At 66.8% G+C, this 16,777-nt stretch carries 16 protein-coding genes; 7 read left to right on the forward strand and 9 right to left on the reverse strand.

The window, feature by feature from the left end:
• The first annotated feature begins 71 nt into the window (after positions 1 to 71).
• On the forward strand, positions 72 to 1,442 hold the full coding sequence (locus ABZW74_RS01290) for a M1 family metallopeptidase (protein WP_240856146.1): 1,371 nt from the start codon (positions 72 to 74) through the stop codon (positions 1,440 to 1,442).
• A 41-nt stretch (positions 1,443 to 1,483) separates the two neighbouring features.
• Positions 1,484 to 2,752: a polysaccharide biosynthesis protein gene (locus ABZW74_RS01295; protein WP_355273120.1), complete on the forward strand. Its 1,269-nt coding sequence runs from the start codon at positions 1,484 to 1,486 to the stop codon at positions 2,750 to 2,752.
• A gap of 3 nt (positions 2,753 to 2,755) precedes the next feature.
• Here ABZW74_RS01295 and ABZW74_RS01300 read toward each other — a convergent pair whose 3' ends face one another.
• On the reverse strand, positions 2,756 to 3,598 hold the full coding sequence (locus ABZW74_RS01300; RefSeq protein ID WP_355273123.1) for a glycosyltransferase family 2 protein: 843 nt from the start codon (positions 3,596 to 3,598) through the stop codon (positions 2,756 to 2,758).
• 44 nt (positions 3,599 to 3,642) lie between these two features.
• On the opposite strand from ABZW74_RS01300, the gene ABZW74_RS01305 reads away from it, so the two are divergent.
• Entirely contained in the window at positions 3,643 to 4,341 is a 699-nt protein-coding gene (locus ABZW74_RS01305) for a glycosyltransferase family 2 protein (protein ID WP_355273126.1), read from the forward strand.
• Positions 4,342 to 4,345: 4 nt separating this feature from the next.
• Positions 4,346 to 4,699: a DUF2304 domain-containing protein gene (locus ABZW74_RS01310; RefSeq protein WP_355273129.1), complete on the forward strand. Its 354-nt coding sequence runs from the start codon at positions 4,346 to 4,348 to the stop codon at positions 4,697 to 4,699.
• A gap of 114 nt (positions 4,700 to 4,813) precedes the next feature.
• Here ABZW74_RS01310 and ABZW74_RS01315 read toward each other — a convergent pair whose 3' ends face one another.
• The 4 genes from ABZW74_RS01315 to rfbA form a co-directional block, all read right to left on the reverse strand.
• A complete protein-coding gene (locus tag ABZW74_RS01315) occupies positions 4,814 to 5,119 on the reverse strand; it encodes a protealysin inhibitor emfourin (RefSeq protein ID WP_355273132.1) in 306 nt (101 codons plus the stop codon).
• A gap of 15 nt (positions 5,120 to 5,134) precedes the next feature.
• Positions 5,135 to 6,181: a M4 family metallopeptidase gene (locus tag ABZW74_RS01320; RefSeq protein ID WP_355273135.1), complete on the reverse strand. Its 1,047-nt coding sequence runs from the start codon at positions 6,179 to 6,181 to the stop codon at positions 5,135 to 5,137.
• Between the two features lie 221 nt (positions 6,182 to 6,402).
• The gene (rfbC, locus tag ABZW74_RS01325; RefSeq protein ID WP_240856153.1) at positions 6,403 to 7,020 is read right to left on the reverse strand and encodes a dTDP-4-dehydrorhamnose 3,5-epimerase; all 618 of its coding nucleotides are present in this window, start codon (positions 7,018 to 7,020) and stop codon (positions 6,403 to 6,405) included.
• Entirely contained in the window at positions 7,020 to 7,895 is an 876-nt protein-coding gene (gene rfbA / locus ABZW74_RS01330) for a glucose-1-phosphate thymidylyltransferase RfbA (protein WP_240856154.1), read from the reverse strand. The genes rfbC and rfbA overlap by 1 nt, the downstream gene beginning before the upstream one ends.
• Positions 7,896 to 7,932: 37 nt before the next feature.
• Here rfbA and rfbB point away from each other — a divergent pair, with 37 nt between their 5' ends.
• Positions 7,933 to 8,937 carry a dTDP-glucose 4,6-dehydratase gene (gene rfbB, locus ABZW74_RS01335; RefSeq protein ID WP_355273138.1) on the forward strand — a complete coding sequence of 335 codons (1,005 nt, stop codon included), beginning with the start codon at positions 7,933 to 7,935 and terminating at the stop codon, positions 8,935 to 8,937.
• Here rfbB and ABZW74_RS01340 read toward each other — a convergent pair.
• On the reverse strand, positions 8,927 to 9,820 hold the full coding sequence (locus ABZW74_RS01340; RefSeq protein WP_355273141.1) for an alpha/beta fold hydrolase: 894 nt from the start codon (positions 9,818 to 9,820) through the stop codon (positions 8,927 to 8,929). The two genes, rfbB and ABZW74_RS01340, sit on opposite strands and share 11 nt — an antisense overlap.
• Positions 9,821 to 10,008: 188 nt before the next feature.
• Between ABZW74_RS01340 and galE the strand changes: the two genes are divergently transcribed.
• Positions 10,009 to 11,028, forward strand: coding sequence for a UDP-glucose 4-epimerase GalE (galE, locus tag ABZW74_RS01345; protein ID WP_355273143.1), 1,020 nt, complete (start codon positions 10,009 to 10,011; stop codon positions 11,026 to 11,028).
• Between the two features lie 382 nt (positions 11,029 to 11,410).
• Here galE and ABZW74_RS01350 read toward each other — a convergent pair whose 3' ends face one another.
• Genes ABZW74_RS01350 through ABZW74_RS01360 form a run of 3 tightly spaced genes read right to left on the reverse strand, consistent with a single transcriptional unit; the run spans position 11,411 to position 15,441 of the window.
• A complete protein-coding gene (locus tag ABZW74_RS01350) occupies positions 11,411 to 13,489 on the reverse strand; it encodes a DUF6541 family protein (RefSeq protein WP_355273239.1) in 2,079 nt (692 codons plus the stop codon).
• A 42-nt stretch (positions 13,490 to 13,531) separates the two neighbouring features.
• Positions 13,532 to 14,794, reverse strand: coding sequence for an MFS transporter (locus ABZW74_RS01355; RefSeq protein WP_355273146.1), 1,263 nt, complete (start codon positions 14,792 to 14,794; stop codon positions 13,532 to 13,534).
• Positions 14,791 to 15,441 (reverse strand): GntR family transcriptional regulator, encoded by a 651-nt coding sequence (locus ABZW74_RS01360; RefSeq protein ID WP_240856310.1) that lies wholly within the window; start codon positions 15,439 to 15,441, stop codon positions 14,791 to 14,793. Before ABZW74_RS01360 ends, ABZW74_RS01355 begins: the two co-directional genes overlap by 4 nt.
• Positions 15,442 to 15,552: 111 nt before the next feature.
• On the opposite strand from ABZW74_RS01360, the gene ABZW74_RS01365 reads away from it, so the two are divergent.
• Positions 15,553 to 16,773, forward strand: a complete 1,221-nt coding sequence (locus tag ABZW74_RS01365; protein WP_240856159.1) for an NADP-dependent malic enzyme — start codon at positions 15,553 to 15,555, stop codon at positions 16,771 to 16,773.
• Positions 16,774 to 16,777 lie beyond the last annotated feature (4 nt).

A 16,777-nucleotide genomic window follows, 5' to 3' on the forward strand; every position in this document is an offset into this window, starting at 1 on the left:
GCGATTCCACACAATCGAGACGCCGCCGGCACAACCGCAATCAACCCGTGACCACCGGAAGAGGAGAATCAGTGCCGGGAAAGTCTGGCTCGGGTTCGCGTGGTGCGTCGGCCCGGCAGCCCGTTCTCGGTACGCCCGCAGACACTCTCGATCCGTATCTGCCGCACAACGGCAACCTCGGGTATCGCATCTCCCGCTACGATCTCGAACTCGAATACAAGGTCGCCAGCAACCGGCTGACCGGCGTGGCCACCCTGACCGCGACGTCCTACGTCGAACTGGCCCGATTCACCCTCGACATGGCCGCGTCGCTGCGCGTCGACCGAGTGACCGTGAACGACAAGCGCGCCCACTACAGCCACCGTCGTCACAAACTCACGATCACTCCCGACAGCGCGGTGCCCGCCGGCGGCGCGCTGACCATCCTCATCCGCTATCACGGTGGACCGCGGCCGATCCGCGGGCCATGGGGCGAGGTCGGCTGGGAGGAACTGTCCGACGGCGCGCTGTGCGCCAACCAGCCCAACGGCGCGGCGTCGTGGTTCCCGTGCGACGACCACCCGAGCGTCAAGGCGCCGTACCGATTCGCCATCACCACGGACAGTCCGTATCACGCCCTCGCCAATGGCGTGCTCGAGTCCAAACGTGCCCGCGCCGGCCAGACCACCTGGGTGTACCAGCAGGTCGAGCCGATGCCCACCTACCTCGCGTCGATCCAGATCGGCCAGTACAAACCGGTTTCGTTGAGTACCAAGCCGATTCCGGTGTCGGCGCTCGTCCCGCCCCGACTGGTGCAAACCTTTCGCCACGACTTCGGCAGGCAGACCGAGATGGTCAACGCCTTTGTCGAGATGTTCGGGCCGTATCCCTTTCCGCAGTACACCGTCGTGGTGACCGACGACGACCTCGAAATCCCCATCGAGGCACAGAGTTTCTCCACCTTCGGCGCCAATCACTGCGACGGTCACCGCACAGCGGAACGCCTCGTCGCACACGAACTCGCCCACCAATGGTTCGGCAACTCGGTCACTCTCGCGCGGTGGCGCGACATCTGGCTGCACGAGGGTTTCGCCTGCTACGCCGAATGGTTGTGGAGTCAGCGGTCGGGCGGACGCAGCGCCGACGAATGGGCACGCCACTACTACGCCAAACTCGCGGCCGCGCCGGTGCGGGTTCCGCTCGCCGACCCCGGTCCGCGAAAGATGTTCGACGACTGGGTGTACAAGCGCGGCGCGATGACCCTGCATGCATTGCGACTGACGATCGGCGACGGCAACTTCTTCGCGCTGTTGCACCGGTGGACCGACAAATACCGCTACGGGTCGGTGACCACCGAGGACTTCATCGCACTCGCCGCGAACTTCTCGACCACCTCGCTCAATCCGCTGTGGGATGCGTGGCTCTTCACTCCTGCGCTGCCGCCGTATCCGGGCCCGGCCTGACGTTCGCCGCGACATGAGAGCCGCACCATGACAGCCGCACCATGAAACAGGACGGAGCCGAAGAAGGGTCGATGGCCGGCACCCTCGGCCGGGTCACCGTCGCCACCATCATCGCCGCGGCATCCGGGTACCTCGTGCTGCTCATCGCGGCACGTCATCTCGGCGCAGCGGGATACGGCGTGTTCGCGGTGTTCTGGGCGGCATACGGCATGGTGACCGGCGCGCAGAACGGGCAGTTGCAGGAGACGACGCGGGCGGTGCGGTCGGCGCTCGGGTCGGCTTCGGATTCGTCGCGTGGCGCGTCCGGGTCACGTCCGCTGAAGGTCAATGTGGCGATCGGACTCGCGCTCGGCGCGCTGGTGGCGATCACTGCTCCACTGTGGAGCGGGCAGGTGTTCGCCACCGACCGCTGGCTCTCGGCGCTGCTCCTGGCCGTCGGCGTGGCCAGTTTCGCGGTGTATGCGCATCTGTGTGGCGTGCTCGCGGGCGCCGCGTCGTGGACGGCCTTCGCGACGCTGCTCTCCGTCGATGCCCTGATCCGGCTGGTCGGCGCGATCCTTGCAGTCGCCCTCGGCTGGGGCATCGTCGCATTTCTGCTCATCACGGTGATCGGATCGGTGTCGTGGTGCCTGCTGCTGCTCGGCTCATCGGCGGCGCGCGGCGCGGTCGGGTTGCCGGGCGACGTCACCGACCGGCGACTGACCACCAACACGCTGACCGCCATGGCCGCCGCCGCCGCGAGCGCGGTCCTGGTGATGGGTTTCCCGGTGCTCATCAAGCTGACCAGCGAGATCGGACTGTTCGACCGCGACACCGACGACGAGCGCGTGGTCGGGGCACTGATCCTCGCTGTCACGCTCACCCGCGCACCACTTCTGGTGCCGCTGAACAGCTTCCAGGGCGTGCTCATCACCCGTTTCGTCGAGGCACGGAACCGGCTGATGGCTTCGTTGGCGGCGCCGCTGGGCGTCGTCGTTGCTGTGGGTGTCATCGGGTCGGCGTTGGCCTGGGTCATCGGGCCGTGGCTGCTGAGTTCGGTCTTCGGTGCCGAGTTCCGACTGGGCGGCGGCGTGGTCGCCGCGCTCACCACGGGTGCGACCCTCCTCGCCATGCTGACCGTGACCGGTGCGTCGACGATCGCTGCCGGCGCCCACCGCTGGTACGCCGCGGGTTGGTGGGTGGCGACGCTGGTGTCGATCGTCGTGCTCACCCTGCCGTTCGACATCTCGGTCCGGGTCGGCGCGGCGCTCGTCGTCGGGCCACTCGTCGGTGTCGGCGTGCACCTCGCGGGTCTCGCAACTCGCCGTTGACGGTCAGCGGCGGAGCCGGGCGACGGTCGCGCCGACTCGCGCCTGGGTGTGATGCAATCTGAACGTGGGGTGCACCGGTGCGGCGGGCGCCGCACGATTCCAGCCGAGTTCGACGCAGCGTCGGGCCTCGTCGGCGAAGAAGCGGTTCTCCTCGGCAAAGCGTCGACCGTCGACCGCCTGCACCGAACTGACCGACGCCTCGTGGCGGCGGTAGCGGAACACGACGGTCGGGTCGTAGGCCAGCGACGCACCGGTGGCGGCGAGGTCGACGAGAAGTGCGAGGTCGAGCACCACCTCGAGTCCCGGTCGGAACCCGACCACGCGCACCGCATCTGTTCGCCACAGCAGCGACGGAAAGTACGTCCAGTTGCCGTGGTAGAGGCTTGTCGCCAGGCTCTCGCCCCGCAGAACGGTCGTGTGCGACGGCGCGAGCATTCCTTTTATCCGATCGCCCAAGGGTCGGACCGGACGGTCGTGATCGTCGATCACCTCCACGCCCGGCGCGATCACCGCCGCGTCGGGATTGCCCGCCGCCAACGCGCGAACGCTGCCCAGATACCCGGGCAGCATCACGTCGTCGCAACCCATGACCACGAAGTACTCGTGCTCGACGAGGTCGACGCAGCGCCGGAAGTTGCCGTTGACGCCGAGGTTCGTCTCGTTACGGAGGTAGCGCACGCGCGGGTCGTCCAGGCCGAGCAGCCACTCTCGTGGGGCGTCATCGGGATAGCAGTCGTCGACGACGGTCAGGACCAGATCGGGGTTGTGCTGCGCGAGCACGCTCGTGACGGCCTGCCGAAACTGTGCGACGTCACCGTAGAAGGGCATCATCACGTCGATCGGCACCCGACTAGCCTAGACGTGCCTCGGCGCGGGATAGGGTTACGGCCATGGCTGCGACCACCAACGACGACGTCTGGTTGGTGATACCCGTCTACAACGAGGCGCAGGTGATCCGCGAGGTCGCGACCCATGCCAAGGCGACCTTCCCGAACATCGTGTGCGTCGACGACGGCAGTTCCGACGATTCAGTCGCCGAGATCCGGGCCGCCGGTGTGAGCCTGGTCCGGCACCCGGTCAACCTCGGCCAGGGCGCCGCTATCCAGACCGGCGTCGAATACGCCCGGGCACAACCCGGCGCGCGCTACTTCGTCACCTTCGACGCCGACGGCCAACATCAGGTCGACGACGTCGCGGCGATGATCGCCCGCCTGCGCACCGAGCCGATCGACATCATCGTGGGCACCCGCTTCGCCGACGGCCGCAGCGAGTCCGTGCCGCCGCTACGACGAATGGCGTTGCGCACCATCGTCTTTCTCAGTCCACGCACCCGTCGGCTGGGCCTCACCGACGCGCACAACGGACTTCGCGCCTTCAACAAGACGGTCGCCGACCAACTCGACCTGCTGATGAGCGGCATGAGTCACGCGTCGGAGTTCGTCGCGCTGATCGACCACCACCACTGGCGGGTGGCCGAACAACCGGTGACGATCCTCTACACCGAGTACTCGCGCGGCAAGGGACAGTCGTTGATCAACGGGGTGAACATCGTCGCCGACGGTCTGTTTCACACGCGGATGAGGAAGTGACTCGGTGATCTGGTTCCAGATTCTCGCAATCCTCGGCATCGTCGCCCTGGTCGGCTTCTTCGTCGTCAACCGTGGCACTGCCCGGGCGTCGGCCGGGGTGAAGCTCCTGTTCGTCGCCTTCGTGGTCTTCGGCGCCTACGCGATGCTGCGCCAGGACGACGTGACGTGGGTGGCCAACAAACTGGGCATTCAGCGCGGCCTCGACCTGGTGCTGTTCCTGCTGGTCATCGCGTTCGCCTTCACCACCGTGTCGACGTATCTCCGCTTCCGCGACCTCGAGGTCCGCTACGCCCGACTCGCCCGGGCCATCGCGCTGCAGAATGCCGAACCGCCGCACGACGTCGAATCGCGCGACTGATCGTCGAGCCGCGACCATCGCGGCCTGCGGCAAATCTGTACCTGGCAGCCGAGCCGAGTGCACAGCGCATTTCGTGGGGCGCAGGAGTACAGATTCCCCACGGAGTGGCCGGTGTCAGCGCGGCGGTGCCGGTCGGGCTCGAGCCGCCAGGGCGTCGAGCAACGGCCGGACCGCTTCGGGGACATGGGGATCCTGCCAGCGGTACACGCGGCTCTCCGACCCCTCGGTGAGAGTCAGTTCGTAGCTGTACCCGTCGGGTACGCCGGTCGAGGTGTCGGCCGGGGCGGATTCGTTCGCAATGAGATCCGCTGCGACACCGGCGTACTCGGGGGACAGCTCGTGACTGTCTACGGCAGTTGTCATGTCAATTCCTGCAAGTCCACCCGATCTGCGGTATTCGATGTGTACGGGAGTCGCCATGCTCTCCACCGTAGATCAGTGGAGCGGCACCTTGACCGCGTCCCAACCGGCCTGCACCGCGCCGGCCTCCGAACTCGTGGTTCCGTAGCGGATGCGTGCCTGGTTGAGAGTGATCGCGGCGAACGACGTGAAGGTGGCGTTGGGCTTGAGCCGCGGATTGGTCAGCGCGTCGTACCAGATCTGCCCGGCCGCTTTCCACGCCGGCCCGTCGAGGCTTGTGGCGACCACATGGAACGCCTTGTTGGGGATTCCCGAATTGATGTGCACGCCACCGTTGTCGGCCATGGTCTGTACGTAGGAGCCCATGTCGGCGGGCTGATTGTCGTGCGCGTGCGCGGTTCCGGGAGCCTTCATCGAACGCAGGGCCGGCTGGAGCAGCGGGCCGACGATGTCGGCGCCGATCAACCAGTCGGCCTGATCGGCGCTCTGGCCGAGGTGATACTGCTTGACCAGCGAACCGAAGACGTCGGACATCGACTCGTTGAGCGCCCCGGATTGTCCGGAGTAGATCAGATTGGCCTCGACCTGCGTGACGCCGTGCGTCAGCTCGTGGCCGATCACATCGAGTCCCTGTGTGGTATCGGTCAGCATCGCGCCGCCATCACCGAAGAACATTGATCCCTGACCGTCCCAGAATGCGTTGTCGTAGTCGTTGCCGTAGTGCACCAGCGCTCGGATCGGCATGCCCTGACCGTCGATCGAATCCCGGGAGAACACTTCCTGGAAGAACTTGTAGGTGAGGCCGAAGTTGTCGTAGGCGGCGTTCACGGACGGATCGGCGGACGCCGGATCCCCCTCGGCGCGGACGAGCTTGCCGGGTGTGGTCTGCTGCGAATGCGCCTGGTCGTAGATTGTGCGGTGCGGCACCCCACCTACCTCGGCCACCGCGGCCATCTGGGTGACGGGACCCTGCCGCCCGGCGATCTCGGCACGTGCCAAACGGAAGGATTGGTCGATCTCGAGCGTGCGCAGAATGCGCGCCGAATCCTCCGGCGACGCGTCGCGCGCAACGGCACGCAAGATGTCGGGAGACAGGATGCAATGCAACGAATTATGGTTCATGACAACAGGTTTCCTCTCGGCTGTCAGCCGAAGGATCTCCGTCGAGCCCTACCGTCGACGCGCACCATCGGTCTGGTGAACACCAACGCTAGGCTCGTGTGCGCAACCCAGCGCGAGTAGTCGAGTACCCGACCTGGGCGCGACCGCGCCCGTTGCGGCGGTGTCGGATCACCTACCCCGCGATGTCCCTGAGTAGTCGCGATGTCCCTGAGTAGTGGCGCCTATTCGGCGAGCGACCGGAGATATGCGGTGACGTCGTCGTAGGACGGCAGGAGCCCGGAGTCACGTGCTTCCGCCAGGCTCGGCGCGGCGGTGTCCTTGCCGGACAACTCGTACGTCAGGGGTGTCCCGTCGCGCCCGAGCGTCGGCCACTCGATGCCGAGCGCGGGGTCGAGTGGGTTGATGCCGTGCTCGGCGGACGGGTTGTAGCCGGTCGAGCACAGGTAGGTGACGGTCGAGTGGTCGGCCAGCGCGCAGAATGCGTGACCGAGGCCCTCCGCGAGGTAGACCGCACGACGGTCGGCATCGTCGAGAAGAACGGTGTCGTAGGTGCCGAACGTCGGCGAGCCGACCCGAATGTCGACGATGACGTCGAGGATCGCACCCGACGCGCAGGTCACGTACTTGGCCTGGCCGGGCGGGACGTCGGCGAAGTGCACGCCGCGCAGCACCCCGGCCGCCGACACCGACAGATTGACCTGGGCGAGGTCGAAGCGGTGCCCGATGACCTCGGCGAGCAGGTCGGCCTTGAACGCCTCGGCGAACAACCCACGCGCGTCGCCATGCTGGACCGGGGTCAGTTCCCAGGCGCCGTCGATAGCCAGCGGACGTACCTTCACTAGAAACCCTTTCCGCGTTCGAGCAATTCGAGCAGGTAGTCCCCGTACCCGGACTTGCGCAGCTTCTCCGCCCGCACCCGCAACTCGTCGTCGTCGATGAATCCGCGACGCCACGCAATCTCTTCGGGCACGGCGATCTTGAGGCCCTGCCGCTGCTCGACGGTGCGCACGAAGTTGCCGGCGTCGAGCAGGGAGTCGAATGTTCCGGTGTCGAGCCACGCAGTGCCGCGCGGCAACACCTTGACCGACAGCTTCCCACGTTCGAGGTAGTGGGCGTTGACGTCGGTGATCTCGTATTCGCCACGGGCGCTTGGTTTCAGATTGCGCGCGATGTCCACGACGTCGTTGTCGTAGAAGTAGAGTCCCGGTACCGCGAAATTGGACTTCGGATGCTCCGGCTTCTCCTGCAGCGAGCGAGCGACGCCGTTCTCGTCGAAGTCGACGACACCGTAGGCGGTCGGGTTGGCCACCCAGTACGCGAAAATCGCACCGCCGTCGACGTTTTCGAATCCCTGCAACTGCGAACCGAGGCCCGGACCGTAGAAGATGTTGTCGCCCAACACGAGTGCTACCGAGTCGTTGCCGATATGGTCGGCACCGAGCACGAAGGCCTGCGCGAGCCCGTCCGGTGACGCCTGCGTCATATACGACAGATTGATACCGAACTGGCCGCCGTCGCCCAGCAGTCCCTGGAATGCGGACGCGTCGTGCGGCGTGGTGATGATGAGGACGTCGCGGATTCCCGCCAGCATCAGCGTCGACAGCGGGTAATAGATCATCGGCTTGTCGTAGACGGGTACGAGTTGCTTGCTCACACCCTGGGTGATCGGGTGCAGACGGCTCCCGGTGCCCCCGGCCAGAATGATTCCGCGCATGCTCACCACCCTAATCGCGCCGGTAGAGTGTGGCAGCATGCGTGTTCTTGTAACGGGTGGGGCCGGGTTCATCGGAGCGAACTTCGTGCTCCGTACGCTCGCGACCCGGCCGGACGCGACGTTGCGCGTGCTCGACAAACTCACCTACGCCGCCAATCCCGAGACCCTGGCCCCGGTGGCGGACCGCGTCGAACTGGTGCAGGGCGATGTCGCCGATGCCGAACTGGTCGATCGTCTGGTCGCCGAGTCCGACCTGGTGGTTCATTTCGCGGCGGAGTCGCACAACGACAATTCGCTGGCCGATCCGTCTGCTTTCGTGCAGACCAACCTCGTCGGCACCTACACGCTGCTGGAAGCGGTTCGCCGACACGGTGTCCGGTATCACCACATCAGCACCGACGAGGTCTACGGCGACCTCGAACTCGACGACCCGGCGCGATTCACCGAGCAGACGGCCTACAACCCGTCGAGCCCGTATTCGTCCACCAAGGCGGGCAGCGACCTGCTGGTCCGCGCCTGGGTGCGATCGTTCGGGGCGGCCGCGACCATCTCCAACTGCTCCAACAACTACGGCCCGTACCAGCACATCGAGAAGTTCATCCCGCGCCAGATCACCAACGTGCTCAGCGGGATTCGGCCCAAGCTCTACGGTGACGGCCGCAACGTGCGCGACTGGATTCACGTCGACGACCACAACGACGCGGTGTGGACGATCATCGACAAGGGCCAGATCGGCGAGACCTACCTGATCGGCGCCGACGGTGAGGTCGACAACCGCACCGTCGTCGAAACCATCCTCGAGTTGCTGGGTCAGCCCGCCGACGCCTTCGATTTCGTCACCGACCGGCCCGGCCACGATCGTCGTTACGCCATCGACTCCACCCGCCTGCGCACCGAACTCGGTTGGCAGCCACGGTATCTCGACTTCCGGAGCGGGTTGTCGGCAACCATCGACTGGTACCGGGACAACACCGGGTGGTGGCAGCCGGGCAAGGAGTCGGTGGAGGCCAACTACGCGGTCACCGAGCGCGTCACCGGCTGATCGGAACCACGTCGCGCAGGAACGCGATCTGGTCGGTGGTCACCTTCTCGAATCCGTCGCCGACGTAGATGTCGAAGTGGCCCTCGTCGTAGCGCCGCAGCCGTACGTTGGGGTTCTGCGACGCGTACTTCACCGTCGGCTTCACTGGTGCGACCGTGTCCCGGTCGCACGCACACACCAGCGTCGGGCACGTAAGCTTGCGGAGCGCACGCCCGGGCGTGTGCAGCGGGATGGTCAGGCCGACGCGGGCGGCGACGGCGTTGGTGAACGGCAGACCGTCGGGCACCAGCGGCAGGTAGCCGGGCACCACGTCGGATGCGGTCATCAGCGCGACCGAACCCGGCTCGCCGGCCAGCGCAACCGTCACCGGCTCCCGCCGGACCAGCATCGACGCCACGTCGGCCAAGGCACGACCGGTCACCCGAACCGAGGTCAACGGCTCCATGGCCAGGGTCGACGACACACCGCTCGTGAACGGGCACTGCGCGATCACGGCGGCGACGGCGCCATCGCGATGGCCTGCGACCATCACGTGCCCGCCGCCGAAGGACGTGCCCCAGAGCACCACCCGCGAGCCGTCGACGTTGTCGAGCGAGCGCGCGTAGGCAATGGCGGCGGCCCAGTCGTCGAGCTGGCGTCGGATCGAGAGCAGCTGTCGCGGTCGTCCGGCGCTGTCGCCGAAATGCCGGTAGTCGAATACCAGGCACGCGTAACCCTCGGCGGTGAAACGATCCGCGAAGGCGTCGAGGCGCATCTGGCGCACCGCACCGAGACCGTGTGCCATCACCACAATGGGTGGCGGCTCGGCCGACTCGTCCGGCATGTACAACCAGGCCGCACAGCGGACCCCACCCGAAACAAACCACACGTCGGTTCGCGACATACTCTCCCACCCGGGTCGTCTTCTATCGATCCGGCCCGCCCCCACGAGCACCGCAGTACACCCTGCCACTATCGAATCGCGAAGTCACTATTCGTGATATCGAATGTGCAATGCAGGGACGGAAAATGCAGCGCACAACACAGGCTCTGTACGGTCGGCTCCCAGGTTTCCCGCCTACGGTGGTCGCTATGCGTGTTCTTGTGAGTGGCGGTGCCGGATACATCGGCTCGCATACGGTGATCCGGCTGATCGACGCCGGCCACGACGTGGTGATCGTCGACGACTTCAGCAACGCCAAGCCGACCGTCATCGGGCGCCTCGAGGCCCTGACCGACACGTCGATCCCCGTGCATGCGTTCGACCTCGCCGACACCGACAAGACCGAACACTTCTTCGCCCACGAACCGATCGACGCGGTGATCCACTTCGCGGGCTACAAAGCGGTCGGCGAGTCGGTGGCCAAGCCGCTGGACTACTACCAAAACAACCTCGGCACCACGTTCTCGCTGCTGCGGGCGATGCATCGGCACGACGTGCACACCCTGGTCTTCTCGTCGTCGGCCACCGTGTACGGCGCCGAGCCCAAGCTGCCGATGACCGAGGATCTGCCGACGTCGGCGACTAATCCGTACGGCTGGACCAAGGTGATGATCGAGCAGATCCTGGGTGACGTGGCTGCCGCCGACCCCACCCTGCGGATAGCCGCGCTGCGCTACTTCAACCCGGTCGGCGCGCATCCGAGCGGCCAGATCGGCGAGGACCCGAGCGGCATCCCGAACAACCTGATGCCCTTCGTCGCGCAGGTCGCGGTGGGACGGCGCGACAAGCTGTCGGTGTTCGGCGACGACTACGACACCCCCGACGGCACCGGCGTGCGCGACTACATCCACGTCGACGACCTCGCCGCCGGACACGTCGCCGCGCTCGATCGCGTCAGCAGTGGCGAACCCGGCATGTCGACGTGGAATCTCGGTACCGGACAAGGTGTTTCGGTTCTCGAGGTGGTCAAGGCGTTCGAGCGGGCCAGTGGTCGGGAGATTCCTTACGAGATCGCACCCCGACGCCCCGGCGACATCGCCGCCTCCTACGCCGACCCGACCCGCGCGAACAGCGAATTGGGTTGGTACGCAACCAAGACCATCGACGACATGTGCGCCGACACCTGGCGCTGGCAGTCCGGGAATCCCACCGGTTATCCGGACAGCTGAGATGCACCCACCGCTGACCGGCCCCGGCTGACCCGGGAAGTCCGGCCCGTGCCGAAAAATCTGGGGGAAGAACTTCTCCCCTGAGTTCACAGTCCTCCCCTACAAATTTCTGGGGAAGACTCCAAGGGTAGGGGACGAGTTTTCTTCCCCTAGTTTCTTTCTTGGGCGGCATGGAGCGCTTTGGGTGCTCGACGACGATGCTCCCGAGTTCGAGAATTGCGCTGCGACAGGGACCTCATTTCTGGTCAGAGACCTTCGGAACTGCCGACGGTCCCTGACTACGAGTGAGGTTTCTGTGACGGCGGCGGCGATGGCGACGTCGGGCTGCGGAAAGGAGGCGGGGGGGCTTCGGAGTGCGGTTGGCGCTGTTCATGCCAACGCGTCACGGAGGTGGTGCGAGCACCGAATCGTTGACGCGGAAGATCGTCACGTTCCCCTGCCGGAACACCTCGGTCAGCCCGGGCGCGCCGTTGCGGCGCAGGGCCAGGAACGGGTCACCCTGGTGTCCCGGGCCCGGTGCGCCGTTCTGGAACGGCCAGTAGCTCGGCGGGGAGTCGATCACGTAGTGCACCCGCATGTCTCGGACGATCTGGTCGATCTTGGGGTCGGCGCCGATCGTCGACACCCCCCAATAGAGATCGCGTTGCCGCTGTGAGAAGTCGTTGGCCCGGTAGAACGGGAAGAGCGGCGTCAGGCCGGTCACGGGATAGATCCAGCCGGTCCCCTGGTCGAGGTTGTTGAGGATCACCGAGTTCCAGGCGTCGGGACGGTCGGCGAGCCAGTGGTAGGCGTCGAGATCATCGGGCCCGATGTACTTCCCACCGCGCTCCTTGGACGCCAACTGGGCGTGTTGCGGATACTTCACCACGCCCGCACCGGCGATGAGCACCAGCAGCAGCGCCAACGCGGCGGTTGTTACCATCACCGGCGAGAACCTCTGCGGTGCATCGGTTTCCGATGAGCGCGCGGAAAGCTTGCCCGACACCCACCGCGACAACCACACCGTCGCCGACCCGACCGCCAGACCCGCGGCCGACGCGGAGAGCAACGCAACCACAAACGTCAGACGATGGGGCGAGTTGTAGAAGTAGCCGCCGATCGAGCCGAGCGGATACGACAGCACACTGAGCTCGACCACCGCGTTCGCCGTCACGAGTACGAAGGCCAGCCATGCGAGCAGGCCCGCCCAGCAGCGCATCCAGGCCAGCACGATCAGCCCGAGCGCGGTGAGGGCGATCAGACCCCACAGCGGGTAGTAGTCGGCCAGCGGCACGGTGCCGTTGAATGCGGCCTGCGACAGTCCCTGCGTGACGCCGACCGTCTCGACGCGGAAGTCGAAGAACGGCAGTTCGTTGGTGTCGGACACCTTGAGCGTCCCGTAGATGACCGGCGCCACGAGGATCAGCGTGAGAGCCCCGGTCGATACCAGGGTGAGCAGGTCACGCAGTCGCGTGGAAACTGGATGCCATAGTGCCTCGCACAGCCACCACAGGGCGACGATGACGCCGACCACGATCAGGCCCGACGGATGGGTCGCCGTCACACCGGTCACGGCCAGTGCCGCGGGACCGACTCGCCGTCGATCGCGGATGACACCCATCGTCAGGATCGCCGCCACCGGCGCGAGGCTGACGCCCACCGCGTTCGGCACCGACGTCAGCTCCACCTCGACGTAGGGCAGCGACGGGAACAGTGCGCTGATCGCGGCGCCCGCGGCGGCGATGGTGGCCGAGGAGTTCACATCGAAGCGGTGGCGGGCGAACCAGTAGGACATCGATGCGACGCCGAGCGGCACGGTGATCGCCAGCACCGCAGGCGAATAGGTGTTGTACAGCTCGACCGGATTGGCGCCCGTGATCGGGAACAGCAACGCCCCCAGCGCATGCCACGTGTTCGGGTAGTAGTTGAACCCGTGGGTGTCGTAGTTCATCAGTTCGCCCATGCGCAGGCCCGAGCCGATGCCGGTCTCGTGAATCCAGCGCAAAGAGCTTGCGTGCCAAAGGGAATCCCACACCTGCGACACGTTGTTCAAGCCGGCGAAGGCCGTGGTCGCGATGGGCCGGATACAGGTGATCGCGATGATGGCACCGCCGACGGCAACACCCGCGGCCACCCGGAGCATGGCGGTGACACCTGCAGGAGGATCGTCGGACCCGGGTTCGTCGGACTCGGGTCCTTCCGGTACGGGCGCCACCCGACGCCCCCAACGGGTGCGCAGGAGTGCGGCGTAGGCCCAGGCCGCGAACATCGCGAGGACCAGACCGACGAGCGCGCTGATCGCATTCCACTGGAACCCGACCGCCGAGTACAGGACGGTCAACACGCTGACGAGCCCGAACGTGATCGGCGGTCCCGCCGCGAGGGCGACCGGCCACGGCAGCATCATCCGACGGCCGACGAGCGCGCCCGGCACGATCAGGACCACGGCGGTCACCACGACCACCCACGCCCCCAGCAACATCACGCGCGCCCTTCTGCCGGCATCCGACCAAACACCAGCAGGTTACCGGGTGGCGGAATCCAGCTCGTAGGACTCCCGGTCGGGGCCGATCCGCTCGAATTCGATGCGGTCGGCACCTGTCCGATCGCCGATCAGGGTGACCGCGAGGCAGATGACGGCGGCCACGACCCCGAACCCGAACATCGTCGGGTATCCGATGCTCACCCAGGTCTCGGAGACCCACGCGAGGATCGCGGGCACGGCGAAGCCGAGGTAGGTGACGCCGTAGAAGACGGCGGTGAGGCCGGCGAGGTCGTCGGGTCCGGCGATGCGTCCGACCTCGAGCAATCCGGCGATCATCGCCATGCCGTAGCCGCAGCCCAGGACCGTTGCGGCGAGCAGCGCGGCCCACACCGTCAGCAGATGGGCGGCGAGCGCGGCCAGCGCCATCCCGACCGCCACGATGACCAGCGCCACCACCACTCCGCGCACACTCCCGGGCCGGTCGATCCGGCGGCCGACCGACTGCAGTCCGAAACCGGCGGCCAGTCCCAGCACACAGCACAGTCCGGCGAAGGCGATCGGCATGCCGGAACTGCGCGTCGACATCAGCGCCGGGATCACCGCATAGGCCGACGCCGCGGCACCGAACACCCATGGCGCGACCGGCAGCACGACGAGCAGGAAGCGTCGATGTCCGGCGGCCGGGATCTTCAGGTCGTCGAGCAGACGGCCGGGCCGGATCTGGCGGGCACGCGTCTCCGGCGAGGCGACGAGGAGCACGGCAGCAAGCGCAGCGATCGAGATGTTGACCAGGTAGGGCAGCACATGCGGCCACGGCCCCCACTGCGCCAGGGCGGCCGCGACACCCGCGCCGATCCCGAAACCTGCGGTCAGGCTCATCGCCGCACGCTTGGCGCCGGTGCCGGCAGGTGCACCGTCGGCGTCGGACAGTTCCTTGATCCAGCTACCACCGACAGCCATGGAGAGCCCCAGCGCGACACCGCTGAGGACGCGGCCGGACGCGAGCATCGTCGCCGAACCGGCACCGGCGGCGAGGATCGCCGAACCGAGCGCCGCGAAGACGGGAGCCGGAAGCATCAGGGGCCGTCGGCCCAGGCGGTCGGAGAGCGGTCCGCCGATGAGCAGTGCGGGGACGATGCCGAGCACGTAGGCGAACAGCAAGGCGTCGACCGTGACCGCAGACATGTCCCCGGACTGGCGGTACATGACGAGCAGAGGGGTGAACTCGTTGCCACCCCACGCGGTGGCGAACACCGCGAGGGCGACCGCGGGCCAACCCAGCGTCGAGATCCGGCGCGTCATCGGCTTCCACCCCGGAGGTCGTGCACTGCGGCGAGATGGTCGGCGAGCAGTGCGGCGTAGGCCGACGCGTCGCCTGACGCGATGGCCTCCACGAGCGCGGCATGGTCACCCAGGATCAGGTCGGGGATGGACGCGTCGCGATGCACACTGCTCGTCGTCATCCGCCGATGCCGTTCACCGAGGCCGACGAAGAATCCCGCCAGGATCGCGTTGTCGCCGGCGGCGACGATCAGCTGATGAAACTCGGCGTCGATCCGGGCGAACTCGGCGACATCGTCCGACGGCACCGCTCGGTGGGCGTCGACGTTTGCCCGCAGCTGTTCGACGAGTTGGTCGCGAGCCCGGTCGCGGCCCGTCAACGATCCCACCGCATGGCTCTCCAACAGGATCCGGGCGTCGACCACGTCGCGCGCTTCCCGGTCGCCGATCGGGACCACCAGAGCGCCGCGTTTCGGGTACAGCCGCATCCATCCCTCGGCCTCCAGACGAAGGAAGGCCTCGCGGACCGGAGTACGGCTGACCGCGCACTGCGTGGCGACCTCACCCTCGCTGATCAGCTCACCGCCGGCGATCTCGTTTGTGAGAATCTGCTCCTTGACCACGCCATATACACGCTCAGCAGCAGATTCCGGGTGCGCATGCGACATAGACACAAGATGTACCCTAACACGGTCCGCCCACCGGCCACCCTGCTTGATCGCTCGTTCGGTGCGGTGGGACACTTGGGCAACTACGCACCAGGGCCCAGGAGGACAACCGTGACGAGCACGGACGGGGGCGCACGCACCGGCGACGCCCCGTACACCGAACCGACCATCGCCGATCAGCCGATCACCGACGAGGAGATCTTCCTCTCGCACGTCGGCGGCAAACTGTCGGTCGAGTTGCGTTCGCCCATCGACACCCAGCGCGACCTGTCGATCGCCTACACACCGGGCGTCGCACAGGTGTCCCGGGCGATCGACGCCGACGCCGACCTGGTGAACAAGTACACCTGGACCGACCGGCTGGTCGCGGTGGTCAGCGACGGCACGGCCGTGCTGGGTCTCGGCGACATCGGTCCGCGTGCGTCGCTGCCGGTCATGGAGGGCAAGTCCGCACTGTTCCGGACGTTCGCCGGACTCAACTCGATCCCGATCGTCCTCGACACCAAGGATCCCGACGAGATCGTCGAGACGTTGATCCGTCTGCGCCCGAGCTTCGGTGCGGTCAACCTCGAGGACATCTCCGCACCGCGGTGCTTCGAGATCGAACAGCGCGTCATCGAGGCCCTCGACTGCCCGGTGATGCACGACGACCAGCACGGCACCGCGATCGTCGTCCTTGCAGCCCTTCGCGGCGCGACCAAGGTTCTGGAGCGCGACATCACCAAGCTGCGTGTCATCATCTCCGGTGCCGGAGCGGCCGGTGTCGCGTGCGCGAAGATCCTTCATGCCGCCGGTATCGAGGACATCGTGGTGCTCGACTCCAAGGGCATCGTCAGCTTCCACCGCGACGACTTGAACGAGGTCAAGCAGGAGCTCGCCGAATTCACCAACCCCCGTGCCATCTCCGGTGGTCCGGCCGAGGCGTTCTCGGGTGCCGACGTGTTCGTCGGCGTCTCGGCGGGCAAGATCGCCGAGGATCTCGTCGCCACCATGGCGGCCGACCCGATCATCTTCGCCATGTCGAACCCGGACCCCGAGATCCACCCCGAGGTCGCCGCCAAGTACGCCACCGTGGTCGCCACCGGCCGCAGCGATTTCCCGAACCAGATCAACAACGTGCTCGCGTTCCCCGGCGTGTTCAAGGGTGCGCTCGACGCCGGCGCCAACCGGATCACCGAGCGGATGAAGCTCGCCGCGGCCGACGCCATCTTCTCGGTCGTCGCCGACGAATTGGCCGCCGACAAGATCGTCCCGAGTCCGCTCGACGACCGGGTCGCCCCCGCGGTGGCCGAGGCCGTCGCACAAGCAGCTCGGGCGGAGGGCCTGCACTAGTCAC

Origin of the sequence: Gordonia sp. NPDC003585, assembly GCF_040610755.1 — a bacterium.
Classification (GTDB): domain Bacteria; phylum Actinomycetota; class Actinomycetes; order Mycobacteriales; family Mycobacteriaceae; genus Gordonia.

What these genes read in the sequence shown, in the direction of transcription:
- ABZW74_RS01295 (WP_355273120.1), top strand. Translation starts at nt 1,484, where the DNA reads ATGAAACAGGACGGAGCCGAAGAAGGGTCGATGGCCGGCACCCTCGGC.
- ABZW74_RS01305 (WP_355273126.1), top strand. Translation starts at nt 3,643, where the DNA reads ATGGCTGCGACCACCAACGACGACGTCTGGTTGGTGATACCCGTCTAC.
- ABZW74_RS01315 (WP_355273132.1), bottom strand. Translation starts at nt 5,119, where the DNA reads ATGGCGACTCCCGTACACATCGAATACCGCAGATCGGGTGGACTTGCA.
- ABZW74_RS01320 (WP_355273135.1), bottom strand. Translation starts at nt 6,181, where the DNA reads ATGAACCATAATTCGTTGCATTGCATCCTGTCTCCCGACATCTTGCGT.
- rfbA (WP_240856154.1), bottom strand. Translation starts at nt 7,895, where the DNA reads ATGCGCGGAATCATTCTGGCCGGGGGCACCGGGAGCCGTCTGCACCCG.
- rfbB (WP_355273138.1), top strand. Translation starts at nt 7,933, where the DNA reads ATGCGTGTTCTTGTAACGGGTGGGGCCGGGTTCATCGGAGCGAACTTC.
- ABZW74_RS01340 (WP_355273141.1), bottom strand. Translation starts at nt 9,820, where the DNA reads ATGTCGCGAACCGACGTGTGGTTTGTTTCGGGTGGGGTCCGCTGTGCG.
- galE (WP_355273143.1), top strand. Translation starts at nt 10,009, where the DNA reads ATGCGTGTTCTTGTGAGTGGCGGTGCCGGATACATCGGCTCGCATACG.
- ABZW74_RS01350 (WP_355273239.1), bottom strand. Translation starts at nt 13,489, where the DNA reads ATGTTGCTGGGGGCGTGGGTGGTCGTGGTGACCGCCGTGGTCCTGATC.
- ABZW74_RS01355 (WP_355273146.1), bottom strand. Translation starts at nt 14,794, where the DNA reads ATGACGCGCCGGATCTCGACGCTGGGTTGGCCCGCGGTCGCCCTCGCG.
- ABZW74_RS01360 (WP_240856310.1), bottom strand. Translation starts at nt 15,441, where the DNA reads ATGTCGCATGCGCACCCGGAATCTGCTGCTGAGCGTGTATATGGCGTG.